At 65.1% G+C, this 18,564-nt stretch carries 10 protein-coding genes; 7 read left to right on the top strand and 3 right to left on the bottom strand.

What is annotated here, in order from left to right:
• Window positions 1-125: 125 nt before the first annotated feature.
• The gene (locus IRI77_RS09515) at window positions 126-1,037 is read right to left on the bottom strand and encodes a hypothetical protein (protein WP_194451835.1); all 912 of its coding nucleotides are present in this window, start codon (window positions 1,035-1,037) and stop codon (window positions 126-128) included.
• 559 nt (window positions 1,038-1,596) lie between these two features.
• Here IRI77_RS09515 and IRI77_RS09510 point away from each other — a divergent pair.
• From IRI77_RS09510 to IRI77_RS09495, 4 genes are all read left to right on the top strand, one after another.
• Window positions 1,597-2,115: a DUF2087 domain-containing protein gene (locus IRI77_RS09510; RefSeq protein WP_228486662.1), complete on the top strand. Its 519-nt coding sequence runs from the start codon at window positions 1,597-1,599 to the stop codon at window positions 2,113-2,115.
• Window positions 2,112-3,005: an alpha/beta fold hydrolase gene (locus IRI77_RS09505; protein ID WP_194451833.1), complete on the top strand. Its 894-nt coding sequence runs from the start codon at window positions 2,112-2,114 to the stop codon at window positions 3,003-3,005. The genes IRI77_RS09510 and IRI77_RS09505 overlap by 4 nt, the downstream gene beginning before the upstream one ends.
• Window positions 3,006-3,728: 723 nt before the next feature.
• Entirely contained in the window at window positions 3,729-8,165 is a 4,437-nt protein-coding gene (locus tag IRI77_RS09500) for a hypothetical protein (RefSeq protein WP_194451832.1), read from the top strand.
• Window positions 8,166-8,178: 13 nt separating this feature from the next.
• Window positions 8,179-11,625: a hypothetical protein gene (locus tag IRI77_RS09495; protein ID WP_194451831.1), complete on the top strand. Its 3,447-nt coding sequence runs from the start codon at window positions 8,179-8,181 to the stop codon at window positions 11,623-11,625.
• A 19-nt stretch (window positions 11,626-11,644) separates the two neighbouring features.
• On the opposite strand, the gene IRI77_RS09490 is transcribed toward IRI77_RS09495, so the two are convergent.
• Window positions 11,645-13,444 (bottom strand): alpha-L-fucosidase, encoded by a 1,800-nt coding sequence (locus IRI77_RS09490; RefSeq protein ID WP_194451830.1) that lies wholly within the window; start codon window positions 13,442-13,444, stop codon window positions 11,645-11,647.
• A 777-nt stretch (window positions 13,445-14,221) separates the two neighbouring features.
• Between IRI77_RS09490 and IRI77_RS09485 the strand changes: the two genes are divergently transcribed.
• Complete coding sequence (locus tag IRI77_RS09485) at window positions 14,222-14,602, top strand: PRC-barrel domain-containing protein (RefSeq protein WP_194451829.1); 381 nt, start codon at window positions 14,222-14,224, stop codon at window positions 14,600-14,602.
• 418 nt (window positions 14,603-15,020) lie between these two features.
• Here the strand turns inward: IRI77_RS09485 and IRI77_RS09475 are convergent, their stop codons facing one another.
• On the bottom strand, window positions 15,021-15,188 hold the full coding sequence (locus IRI77_RS09475; RefSeq protein WP_194451827.1) for a hypothetical protein: 168 nt from the start codon (window positions 15,186-15,188) through the stop codon (window positions 15,021-15,023).
• 222 nt (window positions 15,189-15,410) lie between these two features.
• On the opposite strand from IRI77_RS09475, the gene IRI77_RS09470 reads away from it, so the two are divergent.
• Together IRI77_RS09470 and IRI77_RS09465 are read left to right on the top strand one after the other, a co-directional pair.
• On the top strand, window positions 15,411-16,055 hold the full coding sequence (locus IRI77_RS09470; protein ID WP_194451826.1) for a DUF6675 family protein: 645 nt from the start codon (window positions 15,411-15,413) through the stop codon (window positions 16,053-16,055).
• A gap of 117 nt (window positions 16,056-16,172) precedes the next feature.
• Complete coding sequence (locus IRI77_RS09465) at window positions 16,173-18,521, top strand: transglycosylase domain-containing protein (RefSeq protein WP_194451825.1); 2,349 nt, start codon at window positions 16,173-16,175, stop codon at window positions 18,519-18,521.
• Window positions 18,522-18,564 lie beyond the last annotated feature (43 nt).

The following is an 18,564-nucleotide window of genomic DNA, read 5'->3' as shown; positions in this document are numbered from 1 at the left end:
GGGGGTCGATTGCCGGGGTCGAGGACTGGACGGGAACGACGGGCCGAGTTGAAACGAGCGTTCAAGTTCCGCCTGGGGTGACGGATCGGGAGCGCTCTCAGCTGCTTCAAACGGTATGGTGCGTTCTACGGCCAGAATCGGCTGCAGACGGGATCCATCCAGGTGTAGACATAGGGGGCGCCATCGGCTGGCCGGTAGCCCACGCGGTTCCGGGTCTGCCGGTAGAACTTCCAGGTGCCCAGGGTGCGGATGCCGAAGACGGTCCCATACTGCTCGACGGACGGATTGCGAACGCCCAGGAGCCGGCTGTAGTAGTTCCGCAAGGCTGCGTGCGGCCCCGGCTGAATTCCACGCATGTAGTCCGTGACGTGCGCTCCCTGCGTGACGACATTCACCGGTGGCTGGCGAATCCCGCCGACCACGGGTCCTTCCTTCGGTTGTTGCGCCTGCGCCTGCCCGAACAGGTTCTGCATGTGGCCGATCTTGGCCTGGGCGGCCACTGCAAAATCCGCGTCGTCGCCTGCAAAAGTTTCGCCGCCTGCTCCCCTCACCGAAGCCGCGTTCAAGTGGTAGACGAGCGGTTGGGCGGGCTCGCCGGAGACGATTACCGTGCAGCCCTGCAGCGCGGCCGTCACGAAGAGATCCGGATCCAGGGTAATTCCGAGCTCCTGCTTCGGATGGTTCGGGCTGGGCTTCAGTTTCATGCGCATCATGTGATCCTTGCGCCAGGGGAGGTAGTAAGCCGGTACAGCCGACGGGCCGGGCCGGTTGTGCGTGATCCTCATCACCCAGAGCCCGATGTCGTTGGTGTAGGAGACGATGGGCGAGAGATCGGAGGGGAGCGGATTCACCATGGCGCATGGCAGGATTTGACAGAAGGAGACCTTGTTTTCTCCCCGGATTTCGGTGAAATTGCCGCCGCCCGCGAGATTGACAGAGTGCAACTGGTCCAACCGCGCGACGGGATCCGCGTTGGGGTAGACGCAGTGGAGGCTGGCAAAACCATGCGGCCGGTTCATGAAGTTCTGGATGAACATGGGCTCCTCTGACGGTTGAACAGCTGCCCAGCCGACGTGTCAGGCAGTGTAGCGCATTCCTTGGCCTGTGTTTGAAGGCGAGGCGCCGGAGCCGAATTGTGCGGTTGCTGCTCCAGGGATACGGCTGACGCTGCCCGGACCTACGGCTGACGCTGCCCGGACCTACGGCTGACGCTGCCCGGACCTACGGCTGACGCTGCCCGGATCAGGCTGTTGCGGGGATGGCGCCCGGGAAACAGGAGACAGGCTGCCGAGGGCTGCTGACAAACTAGCGCCGCCTATTGCAGATAAAGAGAGCTTCTATTAGAATGAAAAACGGTCGGCAGTTCACCAAGGCGTCGCGGCCCCGCGAGGGGAGCTAAACCTGCCAGGTTCCCAGTATCGACCGACACCTTATCCTGTGCCGAGTCGGAAGACAGCGACCCCCGACAGTCCAATCCGGACCGGCGCAAGACCTCGGGCTCCGCAGCCTGCGGGTTTCCAATTCCAGTGCGAATTCGAAGAAGGATAAGCGATGTCCAGGGTTTCCATTCCCTTTTCCACGAATGATCTTTCTGCTTTGGCGCGCGCGTTGCGCGACCAGCTTGTGCAGTGCGATCACACACCCAGTCACCTCGAACTGTTGAATATGCTGGCGCGTTCCGCCGGGCATCGGAATTTTCAGAGCCTGCGCGCGCAGGCCGCCGCCGAGAATCTGTTGCGCGAGGCACAGCCCGCCGCGCCTCCGGTTGATTACGTTCTGGTGAAGCGGCTGGCCGCGTACTTCGACGCGCGCGGCCGGCTGGAACAGTGGCCCGCCAAGGAGAGCCTGCGCGAGCTGTGCCTGTGGGTCTTCTGGTCCCGGCTGCCGGTGAAACAGGATCTCAGTGAGGCGCAGCTCAGCGGGCAACTGCGGGCCGGCCATCTGTTCGGCGACCACGCGTTGCTGCGGCGTGAACTGTGCGACCGGTCGCTGGTGAGCCGGACGGCGGACGGACGCCAGTACCGCAGGGTCGAGCGGCAGCCGCCCGTCACGGCGGTTGCGCTGATCCGCCATCTCGCGGCGCGCCAAGAGGCAGCCGGCGGGAGGGCGCAATGAGTGCGACAGCCGGGCGGGGCCTTGGCGCGAAGCCTCAGCCGGTGCTGATTGAGACAGCGCTCGGAGTGGCGGAGTGTGCCGTGTGGGGCGAGGGTCCGGTTGTCCTGGCCCTGCACGGAGCGATGGGCGGTTACGACCAGAGCGCGATGCTGGCGCGAGCAGCCTTGGCGGGCGTCGGCTTCCAAGTTGTGGCCGTGTCCAGGCCCGGTTATCTAGGGACGCCGTTGGGTGAGGCGGCCGCTCCGGAACAGCAGGCGGATCTGTGCGCGGCGCTGCTGGACGCCCTGGGGCTCCGGCATGCTGCGGTGCTTGCGATCTCCGGGGGTGGGCAATGCGCGCTGCAGTTTGCGCTGCGGCATGGAAGGCGCTGCCGGGGACTGGTGCTCGTTTCGGCGTGCACTGCGCAGCTGCGTGTGAAACTGCCACTGCGATTCCACCTGCTGAAGTGGATGGCGCGCCTGCCGTGGTTGACGGCCAGATTGCGTGAGAAGGCGGCCCAGCGCCCGGAGGAATCGGCGCGGCGCGCGATCCTGGATCCCGAGCTGTGCCGCCGAACGCTGGCCGATCCGGTGGCGGGTCCTCTGCTCACGGAGCTGCAGTTGAGCACGATGGAGCATCTGGCGCAGCGGCTGCCGGGCACGCAGAACGACATCGTGCAGTCGCGCCGGCCGTTTGAGTACCCCGTGGAGCAGATCGGCCAGCCGGTGCTGTTGGTACACGGTACGGCGGACGAGGTGGTGCCGTTTGCGGATTCGCGATCGCTGGCGGGCAGGCTGCCGCGGGCGGAATTGCTAGCCCTGGAGGGCGGTGCGCATGTGAGCCTGTTTACCCATCTGCACGAGATCCGGGCCCGGGTCGGGCCGTTTCTCGAGGGTCACGGGCCCGGGTAGGTTGGGTGATTGGAGGCCTCGCGGCTGCGCAGACGGACGCGAGGCCCAGCTCAAGCCTGGTTGAGCATGGGGTTCATGATTTGGCCAAGGCCGATTCCGGATTGAGCGGACGGGCGCGGCATGTGCCGGCTGAGGACTCGCGGGCAGAGGGTGGCGTTGCTGCACTGGGTGGGGTCTTTCGGTGGCTCCTCCGCTCCCTGACGGGACTGTGAAAAAATCGAATACGCGCAACCAGAGCCCCCGCAGGGGGGTACTCAAACCATTAGGCGACCCGCTGCGATCGCTCCCAGGGCCTCTGGCGATGCCATTCTCGCTTGCATTTTTGCCCGTTTTCGCGAAGAGGGATTATTTCACAAACCCTGACGGTCGCGGCTCAATTCAGTCGCGGTTCGCAACGCGGCGGGGACCACTCCCTTGCGGTCGGGGTTCGTTGCGGTTTGGTTTGCCTTGGCGGCCAGCCGGAGGCGGCCGAGGTTGGGCGATTTCGGCCCATGATTCTCCGGGTATTCGCCTGCGCGCTTGGATTCAGCCTGCCTGAACTGGCTTTGCGATGAGCGGCCGGTTGGCATAAATTGCCGCGAGTTTACTGGAATTCCTTGCGAAAGTCCGGCCGGATGCTGTTACAGTTGGAGCCCTGGGACCGCCGTCGTATCGTCCAGTCGCCGAATCAGTCAACCAACCGTTCTTGCACAACTGGTCTGCGCTTCAAACAAGGAGTTCGCCATGAACCCGGTTACGGACCAATTGATCGCTCTCACCGCTGCCCTGCAGCCGGTTGCCGGCACCGAGCCAGCGGACCTGGCTGAGCTGCGCCGATTCCTGGCGGCGGTCCTGATCCAGCAGAATCCCGGGATTCCGGTGCCTGTGGATTCGTCGATGGATCCCGCGATTGCGGCTGCGCTTACGGCAGGTGCCGCGCTTGCCGCGCAGTTTGTGGCGGACGGAGTGCGCGCCCGTTTCCTGCAGAACAATGAGCTGACGCCTTCGTCCGATGCGATGCGCCCGTCGCGCGTCTTCGGGCCATTCGCTGACAGGGCAGGGCATCTGTCGCGATTCCTCATCTTTCAAAGCGCCGCCTTCCAGGCGGTACATGTCCGGCAGCCCAACGGCAATCCCACGCCTGAGGTCCTGCTGCTGCTGCCCTCTGCGACGGCGCCGCAGCCCGGGGGCGAGGCATTTGCCATCCCGGCTGGAACGGTTTGGATTCGGGCCCGGTTCCTGGTCGCCGGCGCGGCGGGCATGGCCGGCCTGCGCATTGCCGGCGGCACCTTCACCACTACCGCCGCGGCGGCGTCCATTGCCGGCAGGATCCTGGTCAACCCGAACGCGCAGTGGGTGCTGAGCGTTGAGCCCGAGCCGCCACCAGCCGGCGAGGCCGGCGGGTCCGATGTAAGCGGGGCTTCGATCACGCTGCCACAGACACTGGAGGTCCGTTCGGACGGCCGGCCAACGGCTTCCGGCGCGATTGGGGTAGAGGGTTTCGGATCAGCGCTCGTGTTCAACGAAGGGGGAGGCGCACCCACCAGCGATGGTGTTTCTGTCCGATTTCCATTCGGCCCCGCGAGCCTGCCGTGGACGATCGAAGGCAACCTGTCGACGGCCGTGCAGCTTGCGGGCAGCTGCGATGCGACGTTGGCTGTGTGGTCGCTGCCCCTGGATGCGGGCGCACCGGCCAACCTGGGTGAAGCGGCTGATGGCGGAGCTGTCCAGATTGTGCTGGCCGGACGACTCGCCTTTCACCCCGCGGGGCTAACGGGCGGATCGCTGCGTTCGCAGGACGCCGTGATGACGGCCTGCGCCGATTGCATCCTGATGGAGGGACGACGGGCTGAAGGGACGGGCCGGATGGAGTTGGAGCTCTGGAACCCGGCGCTCAGCCGGGTGGTGTTCGGGCCGGAGCCGATCACCCGGGTCCTGTATCAGAGCGAACGCGAGCGTGGAGACATGGTTGTGGTTCACGAAGGCGGCACGATCACGAACCGCTGGGACCTGCCGCTGCGGGCAACAGGCAGTCCGTTCAGTTTGGAGAGCCGGCTGGAGAATTTCGCAATTCTGGCGCGGGCAAACGGATTGTTCCTCGCTGCCGTGGCCAACCGGGATCCTGGAACCACGGCCGAGGGGTTGGCGCTGGAAAACCTATATCTGACGGTCAGGCAGCCCTCCCGGCTGGTGCTGCTGGGCGCCTACGACGGGGCCGCCAAAGTGCCCGACGGCACGGCTATCTATTCGTTCGATGTGGTGCTGGCCCAGCCCAGCCTGCCGGATCCATACGCTACGAACTGGAACCCGCCGGATGCCGGGCAGGCCCAGCAGGCGGCGCTTTCCACCACGCTCACCTGGCAGGCCGCGGCCACGCCTAGCATCGAGAGCCGGTTGGAGCGCCGAGTCCTCTTTCCCGAGCCCGGGGTGGTTCCGGCGGATGAAGACGCCACTCTGCGGGAGCTCTTCGACGGGCATTTGGGGACCCATCGAGAGTCGCTGAGCCTGCTGGATCTATCGAGCAACGAAGATCATCTCGGTGTGGCGATGGAATCGCTGGGGCGTCTTGAGCCTACGATTCGCGGCAATCAACTGAACCTGCAACTGAGCGGGATGCGATTGCTGATGCAGCCACAGGTGCTATGGGAGCCGGTGCAAGCCGGGCCCGTGGAACTGGCGTCGAAGACGAACGGGGCACGAACACTGGCTGGATCGAAGAGCGTCAAGCTGGTTCCCGTGCTGCCGGGTGTCGTCGCCCGGGAGTGGGTGCAGTCGGCGCGGGACCGTGAACGCTGTGGAGTGATGTTCTCGCTGCCGTTTGGGCTGCGCGCGTTCGCGCGATTCGATTCGCTGGAGGTGCTGCAGTTCCTGAGCACTGCGACGGAGGCCTCGCTGCACGCGGTGGAGTTCGGACCGGAGATGGCTTCGGCGCGCCAGTTGCGGCTGAAGTCCAGCAGGCTCAGGCCGGCTGATCCGCCGGTGCCGCCGGATCCGGCCCGGACGATGGCGGGGTCGCTGCGCCAGATGCAGAACCTGCGTCCCAACGCGGCCGGCCTGGCCAGTGTCGTGGACGATCCGGGCATCAACCTGCAGATGGACGAGCTCCATGATTTCCTTCCGCTGCACCAGGCGGATCTCTCGGGCTATGGGCTGAGCACGTTCAGCGACTGGCGCAGGGACGCGCCTGTCGGGATTACGCAAGCGCGCTTTGATGTGATGATCGGCCGGACCTCACTGGAGGTGATCCAGGCCAGAACCATCCTGGCGCCCTGCGAGGCGCACCTGGTGCGCAGCATTGTGATGGAGCGGCGCAACTCGGGGCGCGTTTTGCGTTTCGACAGCGGCTGGGTGGCCGTTGACGACGGACTGTTCGAGAGCCCGGCCAAGTTCGAGAAGGGCGTGGTGATTGCGTACCGGAAGATCCGGCGGATCCGCCTTCCCGGCACGCCGCTGCTGACGCTTCCGGATGGCTCCGTCTGGCAGGAAGTGCTTTACGATTGCGATGCCGAACTGGAGAACGTGACGGCGGGCGGGCAGGCCGGCCGTGTGCCGGTTTACAACCAGGCCGGCTACATCCAAGTGCTGCCGACGGGGCCGCTGGCCGCTCCGACGGCCAATCGGATGGCTTTGCTGTTTGCCGCAGTGAAGGGTGTCCTCGGCGGCCCGGCGGATATCGGAATCCGGGTGGGTGGGACTCTCGACATGCAGGTCTCCGGGCTCTTCGCCGGAGTGGCACCGAAAGACAACGGAGCGGCGCCCGGATTCGTGGTGGCTGCCTACGGCTCGCCGAAACTGCCAAGGGCGGGCCAGTGGAGCGCGGTGGGCGTGAGCAGTGCGGGGGAAGCATCGGCCGTTGATCCGAGGCGCGGCATTCCCGTGATCCGGCTGACCGGCCAGCCGTACACTTTCCGTGATCCGGCGGATGCGAATCGAAGCCGTCCGGCGACTGAGTATGGCCTGTTGATGACGACGCCCACCAGCCGTGTGTTGTTCCCGGTGCCCTCAGTGAATCCGCTGGAGCCTGGCGTTCTGCGGACCGCGGCGCCGGCCGTCGCGGACCCGATGTCTTTGGCGCAGGCGACGGGCGTCTTCCCGCGCAGTGTCTACTCCCTGCGTGCGGCGCAGGCCGCCGCTTTCGACATTTCCGGCGTGAACGACTGGCGGATGTCCAACGCCGGCTTTGACCTGACGGCTCCGCTGCCGGACCTGGCCAAGGGCGGAGAGTGGGCGATCCAGCGGCTGTTTCCGGATGCCCCGAAACTCAGCGGCATCATCGATTCCGCGCTGGAGGGAAAGCCCTGGGAGATCGGCGTCACGCCCAACGACATCAATATTGAGATCGATCCTTTCGGCAAGATCTTCGTCATCAAGACGAACTACAGCGCCATCAGCGGAGAACTGGGCAAGCTGCAGAAGCCGTCGCTCGACTTCGGCCCGGCACTGGATGCGCTGCGGGAGATCGTCAACGCGCTGAAGCAGTTTGTGAACCTCGGACTGGATTTCGATGTGGACGTCACGGCAGGTTCAGGGCCAAGCCCGTCGTTCATTGTGGTGCTCAGCCTGAAGTTCCGGCTGGGCGAGGGGCCCAACGAGCGTATCGACATCGGCGTGGGCAAGTTCTATGGCGAATTCCATGTGACTGGCCAACTGGAGGCGGCCCTGAGCGGATCGACCCGCGGGCGACTGCTGGCCGAGTTCCAGGGAGACATCCAGCAAGGCGTTATTCCACCCCTGGTTTATGCCGGTGGCATGTTCCGCTTCGCTTTGGAAATCAAGGAAGACGGCAGCCCGACGATTGAACTCGGCCTGGGCATGACCACGTCGCTGGGCGGGGACCTCATCAAGAATTTGCTAGAGGTGGAGGTCACCATCGTTTACGGCTATACGCTGATCCCGGAGACGCTGCAGCCGGGCGTCCTGCTGGGGCTTGAGGCTCGCGCCAAGCTGTTGGGCGGACTGATCGGCTTCTCGTTCGCCGTGCAGGCCATGGCCCGGATCCTGCGGGCGGATTTCGAGAACGTCACGATCTTCGCCGACATCCGCGTGGTGGCTACAGTCCAGGTCGCCTGGCTGATCGAAGAAGACGTCGACATTCGAACGCAATTCGAGCAGAACATTCCACTGAGGCTCGCCGCGCTGCCGCTTGGCGGTGGAGCCCTGGCGTTGACCGCCGCTATCTGAGGAGCCACTCCCCATGCCAGCACCTACCCCTGCCCGCCTGAGCCTGCTGACCTTTCCGCAACGCTGGAGCGATGGGACCGTCCGGGTACGCTTCCTGTGCCTGCCGAAAGGGGATCCGAATGAAGCGCTCGCGGCCGGCCAACCGGCTTTCGCGGCAGCCAATCTCGTCTTCACGGCGCAGTTGATCGACCATCCGGACAGTCTGCCGCAGGCGGCCGACGCAGAGCCGGTGGGTCCCCTGGTGCTGGAACCCGAGCCTCTGAACAAGGCGGCTCTGCTGGCTGCGCTCAGAGGGGAGTTCCGCATTGTCCCGCGTCCGGTGGCCGTTGGAGCAGCGGCGCCATCGTTTCGAAAGCCGGTCACCGACAGCTATCGGGCACTCACCGGCAACAGGGAGATGTCGCGGTTCATGGCGAGTGCGGATGACTTCGATTGCGCCCTCCACGAGGCGCAGGGAAGCCAGCCCGCGCTGCCCATCGAGCTCGACGATAGCGTGACGTGGGGCCGGATTGTGGCCATGGTCCTGAAGCAGCCGGCGCTGGCAGAGGCGTGCGGTTTCATTGGCCAGGCTACGGTGACTGTGCCAGACCCGGCGCGCCTCGCCAAGGGTGGGTGGCTCTACATCGACCTGGATGCAAGCAGCGATTACTTCGGCGCCGCCGCGGGGTTCCGGTCTGTCTACGCCGCGCGGCTGCCGGCCCTCAACGAGAATCGTACACTGTATGCCGCGGTGCTCTTTCCCGTGGATGGCGCCGATCCGGCGGACGACGTCTATCGCGAAGCGGAGCGCTACAGCGCAGGCTTTTCGCGCATGGTGCACTGTGCGCAGACAGATGACGGCGGGGATGCGATCCGGCTGGCGTGGGATGACGAGCAGGTGGCCGAATGGCTGAACCGCCAGGTGAACCCGGCGTTCACCGCGCCGATGGGCACAGCGGGTTACCGGGTGGATGTGCGGCGGCGCGGCGACGACGCCTGGAACTCGCTGCAGCAGATCGCCAGCGTGGGCGACCTGACGGTGGGCGCAGAGAGGATTGGACCGTTTGCCGGAGACGCGGTGGTTGAGGTGGCGCCGGTCCAGATCTCCCCGGCGTTGGCCGGGCAGTACTGGATGCCTCCTTACTTCGCGACGTGGCGCGGCAGTTCACTGGCACTCACAGACCAGGACCTGGTCGAACTGCACCAGCACCCCCTGCTCGATGACCCGGCCGCGCAGGCGCATAAGCTGGGCCGTGACAAAGTGTTCGTGCCGGTGGCGGACAAGGCAGTGCCGCTACGCTATGGGGCGACCTACGAATTCAGAGTCAGGCTGGCCGACCTGACGCGGGGTGGCCCGGTGGCCGAGGATGTTGTGGCGCTCCCGGCGGATTCCATCACCTCGATTGCATTTCGGCGGCGACGCCGTCCGGGCCAGATTCACGTGTTGGCCAGGCCGTCCAAAGACTCTCCGTCGATTCAGATTGCGAAGCCGCGGCTGGGTTATCCCGAGGCGCTCTTCACGGGCGACGCCACGTTTGCTGACCTCAAGAACGACTTCGGGACTGCGCCGGAGCGCGAGTTCGGCGTGCCGGATCCGGATGTACTCCAGGTAGGCATCCTTGTCGAGGTCCGGGCGTTGGCCGGTGACGAGGCCCAGTGGCTGCCGTTGTACAGCACCCGGCGGCCCTTCGATGCCGACGAGATCGCGATCCCAGTCAAGGCAGAGGATCACGCGACGCTGGCTGCGTTCGCTGAGCTGCAACCGGACAATGGCCCGCTGGCTATTCCGACGGCCCGGGCCATTCGTTTGACACTCACCGCGATCGGCCGTGACGATGCGGACTATTTTGAACCGGAAGCCGCCCGCGTGGGCCTTCCGATCACGATTGAACTGCGAGCCGAGGCAGTCGCTGAACAGCCTCTCTTCTCCGCGCTCGACCTGCCGCTGCGAGGATTCTTTTTCCAGCCGCCCCCGGCCGACGGCACGGTGGCGAATCCCCTGGAGCGCATGGCGCAGGAGCTGGGGCTGAATCATTCGCGAGTCACGATCACCGGGCGTCCCGGCCACCGGACGATCTTCTCAGCGTCCTCGGAACTGCAGCACACCCTCGGCTCCGAGGCCTCGGCGATTACTTTCGCTTCGAACGCCGACGCGGTTGGCCGGTGGGTGAACGCCGTCAAGTTCACAGTCGCCCGCGACTGGACGTGGGATGGACTGGCCAACGGCCGCTTCGAGGTAAGGCGGATCGTCAAGCAGCCCAATCGAGCTGACGTGGAGCGGCTCGCGGGCCAGGTGGTGCTGCCGCGCTCGCTGGCGCAGCAGGCCAGGACAGGGGTCGCGACGGGCCCCCGGGCCGCGCAGCGCCAGTTCACTGACATTTTCTTCTTCGACGCCTTCGATCCGAAGCCGGCGGCCGGCGAGTTCCCGGCCGAACTCCGGTTTGAGTACCGGATCGAGGCTGCCTTCCAGGGCGGGGCACCCGCGCCCGCGCCCGAGATTCTGCCGGAACTGCTGCTGCCGGTGACAACTCAGCCTGTCCAGGTTCCCAAGCTGGTGTCGGCCGGAATCGCCTTGTCCGAGTATGTGCCGGCGGATGATTACTCCTCAACGAACCAGCGGGTCCGATCGCTATGGGTCGAGTTCGAGGAGGCGCCGAACGATCCGGATGACGCCTACTTCGTACGAATCCTGGCCGACGCCCCCGATCCAATGCTGACTCTCGAGGTTTTTCCGGAGACGGTCGAGACCCCCCTGCCGCTGGATCCGGAGTGGATGCGGTTGATCGTGCCTGGCCAGCCGCGAGACAACAACGGTCTGAACGCGATGGGCGGACTGGCCCAGAACACGCCCGACGGGCGGCATTGGATTGTGCCGCTGCCGGAAGGGCTCGGCTCGTCCTCGCCCGAGTTGTTTGGCATGTACACGTATGAGATCCGCCTGGGGCATACTGAGGCCCGCTGGTGCACCGCGCAGGGACGCCACGGGCCGGCACTGCGCGTGGCCGGGGTTCAGCACCCCGCGCCTCCCCTGGCCTGCCAGGCTGCGCGAACGGAGCGGGCCGTGCGAGTCCGCGCTTCGTTTGCGACGCCGGTGTACAAGGGGCGGAATGTCCGTCCACAGGTCCCGCGGACCCAACTGTGGGCCGTGCTCTATGCGCGGGTCCGGCAGACGGATGGAAAGGCGTGGCGAAATCTGCTCCTGACGCACCTGACACTGCCGCCGCCGGCCGCGCTGTTTAACGCGGGGCCGGAGGGCAATGCGGCTGTGCTGTTTGGCGAGGGCGAAGTGGAGATCGGCACCGTCCGGCAGATGCTGCGACGGGTCGGGTTGCCCGAGGATGCGCCCTTGACGGTGCTGGCCGTGGAGTGTTTCGGCGGGGTCCAGGACGTAAATCCGGCGCCGGATCCGGTGGGCGCCGATCTGGGTTTCGCCCGGATGCTGCGGGTTTCGCCTCTTGTTCCCGTGCCTGATGCGTGCTGAATGAGGGCCGGGCACCGGGCTAGCTTGCCGGCCGCAGGGTGATGCCCGCGATCCTGGCGGCTTGCCCCTCTTTGCCGGTGGGGCCCAGTTCGAGCTGATGCGGCCCCGGTTTCTCCAACTGGATCAGGCCGATGCGGTAGGTGCGGAAGCGGGGCAGTGCTCCGCCGAAGGCAGTGCGCCTGGGACGCTCTCCGGTGTCGATCAGCGGGAAGGTGACGGACTTGCCGTCAAGTGTCAGCCGCCATTCACTGCAATCGTCCTCGGCGGGCAGGGTGTAGTCGACATCCGCATAGAATTCGGCGGGCTCCACCGTTTGAAATGTCCAAGAGGCCATGCTGCCGGCGCCGGTCCATTCCGTGGCGCACTCGGCGTGTTTCCAGTCTCCGAACTTCTCCATCCATTGCACTTTGGCCGGTTTGCAGCCCGTGAGGGTGGCTCCGCCGCTGTCCAACTCATTGTCATGGCCACCCAGGACGAAGAGATCGCGGTTCGCCACCATGGCGCCTTCGGTCTCGAGCGTTATGACCGGGATCAGGCCGCCCGGCCGCCTATCCGGCAAGTGGAGCACCCAGCCTTCGGGGATCTGTTTGGCTGCAAGGTTTGTGCCGTTGGGTAACTTCGCCCGCGTCAGTTTGGACTTCAGCCCGGGCACGACCAACGTCCCGCTTTCGGGCCAATCGAAGACGTGGAGGTAGAGAGTGCTCCCGCGCCTGGTGCACTCCCCCCAGGCGAGGGCGCCTAGCGGTGTGGGGTCGGCCCCGTGGATGGCCGCCTCGTTGGCCTGCACCCAGGCGCCCACCTGCTTCAGCATTCGCAGGGATTGCGGGGGCATGCGGCCTTTGCCGTCGGGCCCGATGTTCAGCATGTAGACCCCGCCGCGGCTGACGACCTTCACCAGACGCTGGGCAATCTCGCGCGCTGTTTTGAAGTTCAGATCGTCTGACGAGTAGCCCCAGGAGTCGTTGTGCGTGTCGACGGTCTCCCAGAGGCCGGCGCGGGGCGCCCGGGGAATCTCCATGTCGCCGAGCGTGTCGTAGTCGCCCAGGCCATTGCCGATGCGGCTGTTCACCAGGCACTGCGGCTGCGCGGTGTGGACGAGGTCGACCAGTTCCTTCGACTGCTGCGGCGTGATGGGCCCGGGTGTATCGAACCAGATGCCGGCGAGAGGCCCGTAGTTGTCGAGAAGTTCCTTGATCTGGGGGATCGCCTTGCCGGCCAGATAGTTCTGGAAATTGCCGGGGGCGGGGAAGTCCCAGCGGTTGCCGACGGCGTCTTTCTCGTGCCAGTCCTGGCTTTGCGAGTAGTAGAAGCCGAGGCGCAAGCCTTCCGCGCGGCATGCTTCAGAGAGTTCCTTGAGCGGGTCGCGGCGGAAGGGCGAAGCCGCGGCAATGTTGTAGGAGCTTGCCGCAGATTTGAACATGGCGAAGCCGTCATGATGCTTCGAGGTGATCATGATGTGGCGCATGCCGGCCGCTTTGGCGGTGCGGACCCATTCCCGTGCGTCGAACCCGGTGGGATTGAAGCGCCGCGCCACTTTCTCGTACTCGGCGGCAGGGATCTTTGCCCGGTTCATGATCCATTCGCTGATGCCGTAGTAGGCTTTGCCGTCCCAGTGGCCGGCGAGCTCCGAGTAGAGCCCCCAATGGATAAACATGGCGAAGCGGGAGTCCTTCAGCCATTGGCCGCGCGGCGAGGCGTCTTTGGCGGATGACTCGCCCCACATTTGAAGGGAGGTCCCGTCCACGCTGCGTTGCTGCCCGGCGGCCTGTGCCGCGGGGAGCAGGGACGCTCCAGCCAACAGATATTCTCGCCGGGTCATTGTTTGCCTCGCTGTTGTTGATACGTGGTCCCACTGGACCAGCCCGTCGGCTCTTGCTGCCGACGTTATCGTTGACTTTATAGCATGGCGGGGGTTGGCGGCCCGGAGGACGTTGCGGGACGCTTTGCCGGTCGCGGTTCGCTTCGCGGCGAATTAGGGCCTGGATGCCCTGGTTCCGCTTCGGCTCCAGTCCCAGCCGACCGTGAATGGTCATGTGACGTTCCGGCGTCGCGGTGCCGGCGTGTCTTTCCATTCTGCCGTCGTGTGGACCGACGCTGCGCCGGGTGCAGCCTGACTCTTTGTGCCTGATTGCAGGCAGGCGGCGCCGAAAAGCCTTTTTGGGTGGATCTGCCCCGGCGGCCGGTTGCGGAGCGCAGTGCGTTTGGGTGGAGTGTCCCGATACCGGAGCTGCTGCCCACCTGTGTAGTGAGGACGATGCGAGCAGGTGCGGGGGGGGCCGCGGGCTGGGTGATGGGGGGCGAATTGAGGGGACGGCCCCAGACCAATCGGTCGCGGTGGAGCCGGAAGCGGAGCGGCCTACTGGCGCGGCTGGCCGGCGAGCGGAAGCAGCCCGCCGGTTGGCCGCAATCGAGCGGATGGTGCAACGGCCCCCAAACTGCCCGTAGAAGCCTGAGGGAATCGAGAAGTTCTGGGCCGGCCGATCACCGGGCCGCATGGCAAGGCTGGCGAGGATTTCGGTCCGCGCACGACTGGACATTCGGCCAGGGGAGTGGCTTCGAAGCTGAACGGTTTCCAACCTGCAAATAGGAACAAAACATGCTTCAAACAAATGAAGAACTAGCGATCGGCAAGATGCGCGTGCTTGCGGCGGATACGCTCGTCGGCGACAAGGTGGTCAACCACCAGAATGAGGATCTCGGAAAGATCGAACACCTCATGATCGACCTGGAGAACGGCAGGGTCGCTTACGCCGTGCTCTCGTTCGGCGGGTTCCTGGGTATGGGAGACAAGCTGTTTGCGATCCCATGGAATGCCCTGAAGGTCGACACGGTGGAGAAGCGGTTCATCATGAACGCGGACAAGAAGAAGCTCGAGCTTGCCCCGGGATTCGACCAGGATCACTGGCCGAATATGGCGGATCGCAGCTGGGGCGCCGGCGTGTACAAGTACTACGACGCAACGCCGTATTGGAGCTAGATTGAACGAGCGGCGGCGGAGATGACCGCACCCCGATGTTCCCGGTTCGCTGACCCGCCAGCGAACCGGTTGGAAGCTGCAAACCGAACCGCCGCCGCAGCGAGTGGAAGCCTGACAGGACAACTGGAGAACGAGTAATGCAGTTCAAGCGACTGACCGCTTTGTTTTTCGCCGGCGCGCTGGCTTTTAGCGCCGCCGCCGCGGACATTTCCATCCGAATCGCGCCACCCCGGGCACGAGTAGAGCATCGGACCTCGTCACCCGGACGGAACTTCGTGTGGATCTCGGGCTACCAACGCTGGGACGGGCATGGCTATGACTGGTCGCCGGGCAGGTGGGAACAGCGTCCGCGGCCGAATGCCCGTTGGCAAGCACACAAGTGGAAACATCAGAGGGACGGTTGGGTTCTCGTGGAAGGTCATTGGCGGTAGCTCCACACTGAGCGATTGCACCACCGCCGCAGGGACCGCTCCACCAACAGGCTCCACGTGCCGGGCCGCAGCGACCCCGGCATGTGGAGCTCGAGGCACCGCAGCTCCACCGAGGACTCTTCCAGCACCGAAACGTCCGAGCTGAGTGATGCCATTCGGGCGTCAGCGGCCTCCGTGGGCGCCAGACTGAAAAGGGCAGCGAGACTTCCATGAAATCGGATCCCCGCGGGCGCTGGATCGCCTGGTGCTTTCGCCGGCAAATCCAATTGTTCATACTGCTCGCGGTACTGTGCGGCAGAGCGGACTGCCGCGCTGAGTCAGACCCGGTGCCACCCTGCGGGCAGGGTGCCGAGCCTGCCTATTCCGAGGTGGACCAGATGCCCACGGTGCGGCTCTGGACCAGCAGCGAGGGAGGCGCGGAGTGGAAGCCTCCACCCTGCACCGGCTGGACCGGCACGGGATTCTCGTCGCTGATCGCCACGGCGGCCCGCTTCCGCTCGAGTGAGGGTGTGGATGGATTGTTGCGCCGGCTGGGTGCGGTATCAGGACTGGCCGGGATCCGCTACTGGTCGGCAACCCATGGAAAGTGGCGAACCCTGATCGCCAGCGCCCGCGCGATGCGGGACCTGGGCACGGATCACCCCCGCCAGGATTTCCTGCCCGAGGAGATGACGCAGGGGAGCGTTCACTACTTTGAGCAGGTGGACAATCTGTCAGGTGCGGCCGTGTATCGAATGCGAATTCTGGAGGTCTCGAACGGAAGACTGGTGTTCGAAATCGAGAACTCCACCAGCATCCGGCGCTTCCTGGTGACGATCTTCCAGCCCGGTGAGATGCAGGCGGTGTATTTTCTGGATCGCGAACCGGCCGGCGTGTGGCGATACTATGCCCTGCTGCGCACCGGACGAAATGCGAACCGGCTGGCGGCGGGGCATCCGTCGTCATCCATCAATCGGGCCAATGCGTTTTATCGCTGGCTCGCGGGCATACCGACTGATCAGGAGCCGCCAGCGGCGCGTTGAGGATGACAGCATGCTGACTCATGAAGCGGTTACAGAGAGAGCCCAGGGGATTGCCGGGGTGGATTCGGATCTCACTCCCGTGGCGGCGGCCCCCAGCCTTCGCCCAGGCTGCGACCCGTGCTGATCAAGCTGAGACTGCGTGGCGATGAAGGCAGTGCCAGCGTGGCGCCCGGAGTTGTTGCCAGCAGGACCATGGCATTGCGGGGCAGGGCATGGTTCCACTGGTTCCAGGCCGGATGCGCCAGGCTGGCCGCAAGGATTCGTGGCGCCCGGCTGCCGGAGTCCGGCTGGCGCCGCGGCGCAGTCCTTGTCCTGGGCGGGGTGGGCGCCGTAGCGGCAACACTTGTCCTGGCTTTGACTTATCACGTGCGGTTCGATCAGGATGACCTGCCGGACTTCGAGGCCTTCAGCCGGTTTGAGTTGCCTTCGATCGGCCGGATCTATGACGCGAACGGACACCCCCTAATGGAGATGGCGTCACAGTACCGGCAACTCACGCCGTACGAGGGGATTCCGCCGATTGTGCGCGGCGCGCTGGTGGCCGCGGAGGACAAGAACTTCTTCACGCACAGCGGAATCGATTACACGGCCTTTGCCCGCGTGGTGTGGAAGCTGCGGGTCCGCACGCTGCTGGGGCGGCTGACGAAGTTGGGCTGGCGCAACTCAGCCAACAGTGCGGCGATCTTCCCCCAGGGTGGCTCCACCATTACGCAGCAGGTGGTGCGCGGCTATTTCCTCCAAAAGATGACCGCCGAGGAGAACAGCGATCAACTGCGTCATCGGCAGTTGCCGGCTCGGGCCCTATCCGCCGTCATCGGGGCGCGTATGGTGAACATGATGTTCCGGAAGCTGGAGGAGATCCGGCTCTCGTTGTGGATCGAGCGGGCGATGGAAGCGCGATTCGGCTCGAAGCGGAGGGCCAAGGAAGAGATCCTGGCCCGGTACGCGAGCCTGGTGTACATGGGCCACGGCCAGTACGGCTTCGCGAGGGCGGCGGAATACTATTTTGGCCGGCCGATGAGCACGTTCACGATAGAGGACGCGGACAAGGCGGCACTGCTGGCGGGGACGACCAAATCGGCTCGCACCTATGCACCCGATTCGAGCCAAACCGAGAGGGTCCGCTACCGCCGGGACCAGATCCTGGGGCTGATGGAGGCCCGGGCGTTGCTCACGCCCGACCGGGCACGGCGGGCACGGCAGAAGCCGATTGTGACGGTGGTGCAGGCAAAACCGAAGAGTATGGTGGTTTCCGCGGTGGTCGGGAGTGTCCTGGATGAACTCAAGCTGCTGCGAGCGGATCTCGACGAGAACGACCTGCAGCAGGGGCGCGTGCAGGTCTATACAACGGTGGACACACGCATTCAGGAGATCTCGAACGAAGCCCTGGAGCATGGGCTTCTGCAATATGAGAAGCGGCATCCCGCAGCCAGCGGCCTGATTCAGGGCTCAGTGATCGTGCTGAGAAACAGCGATGGCGCCATCCTGGCCGAGACCGGGGGCCGGCAGTTCTACAAGGGGCGCCGCAGCGCCTACAGCGACTTCAATCGGGTGACCCAATCGCTGAGGCAGCCGGGGTCGGCGATGAAGCCCCTGGTTTATCTCGCAGCCTTCCGGAGCGGGCGATTCGATCTCGACACCATGGTGCCGGACGAGCCCATCAGTGTCCCGAATGGCGAAGGACAGGAACCCAAGCGGATCAGTAACTACGACGGCCAGTTCAAGGGGATGATTCCACTTCGCCTGGCGCTGGCAGAATCCAGAAACACAGTGGCGATCTGGATTGCCGGCCAGATTGGAATGAATAGCATCCTGGATACCTCCCAGAAACTGGGCATTCGGACCCCGCTGCGGTCCTATGTGACAACGGCGCTGGGCGCCTCGGAAGTGAACCTGCGGGAGCTTTCGAACGCATACCGCGCGATCGCGTCTGGCGTGGTGAGCCAGCCACGGATGATCCGGAAGATCGTCCTGGATTCCGGTGAGGAGATGCCGGAGCCGGGGCGCGGGCCTCACTCCGCCGGCATTGACGGCCGGGCGCTCTCGCTCATTCAGGAGGGGTTGCGCAGCGCCGTCAGGATGCCGACCGGCACGGCTCATGCGCTGGACTCTTACGGTTTGCCATTCGCCGTGATGGGTAAGACTGGAACGACCAATGAGTTTCGGGACGCGCTGTTTGTGGGGTCCACATATGGCGTTGACGGAATCACCGTGGCTGTGCGGATCGGTTTTGATGACAACCGGTCGATGGGGCGGGCGGAGACCGGGGGCCGGGTGGCGCTGCCTGTAGCGCAGGAGATCCTGCTTGGCGTATACCGTGAAAAGCTCGCGGGGCCCGCGCCGAGATTCCCCGGCGAAATGGAGCAGAGGATTAGCGATTACCTGAGCACCGGCGAGCCGGAGGCGGATCAAGTGGCGACCGCCCCGGCTCAACCTCTGTCGGAATTGAACCCACAGGCGCCCTAGCGGGGGCATTTCTGCCCTTACTCTTGAGCGGGGGAGGAGTCCT

The sequence above is a fragment of the Paludibaculum fermentans genome (assembly GCF_015277775.1).
Classification (GTDB): Bacteria; Acidobacteriota; Terriglobia; order Bryobacterales; family Bryobacteraceae; genus Paludibaculum; species Paludibaculum fermentans.
The sequence above is the reverse complement of the archived record's forward strand: the minus strand, read 5'-3'. Positions and strand labels throughout refer to the sequence as shown.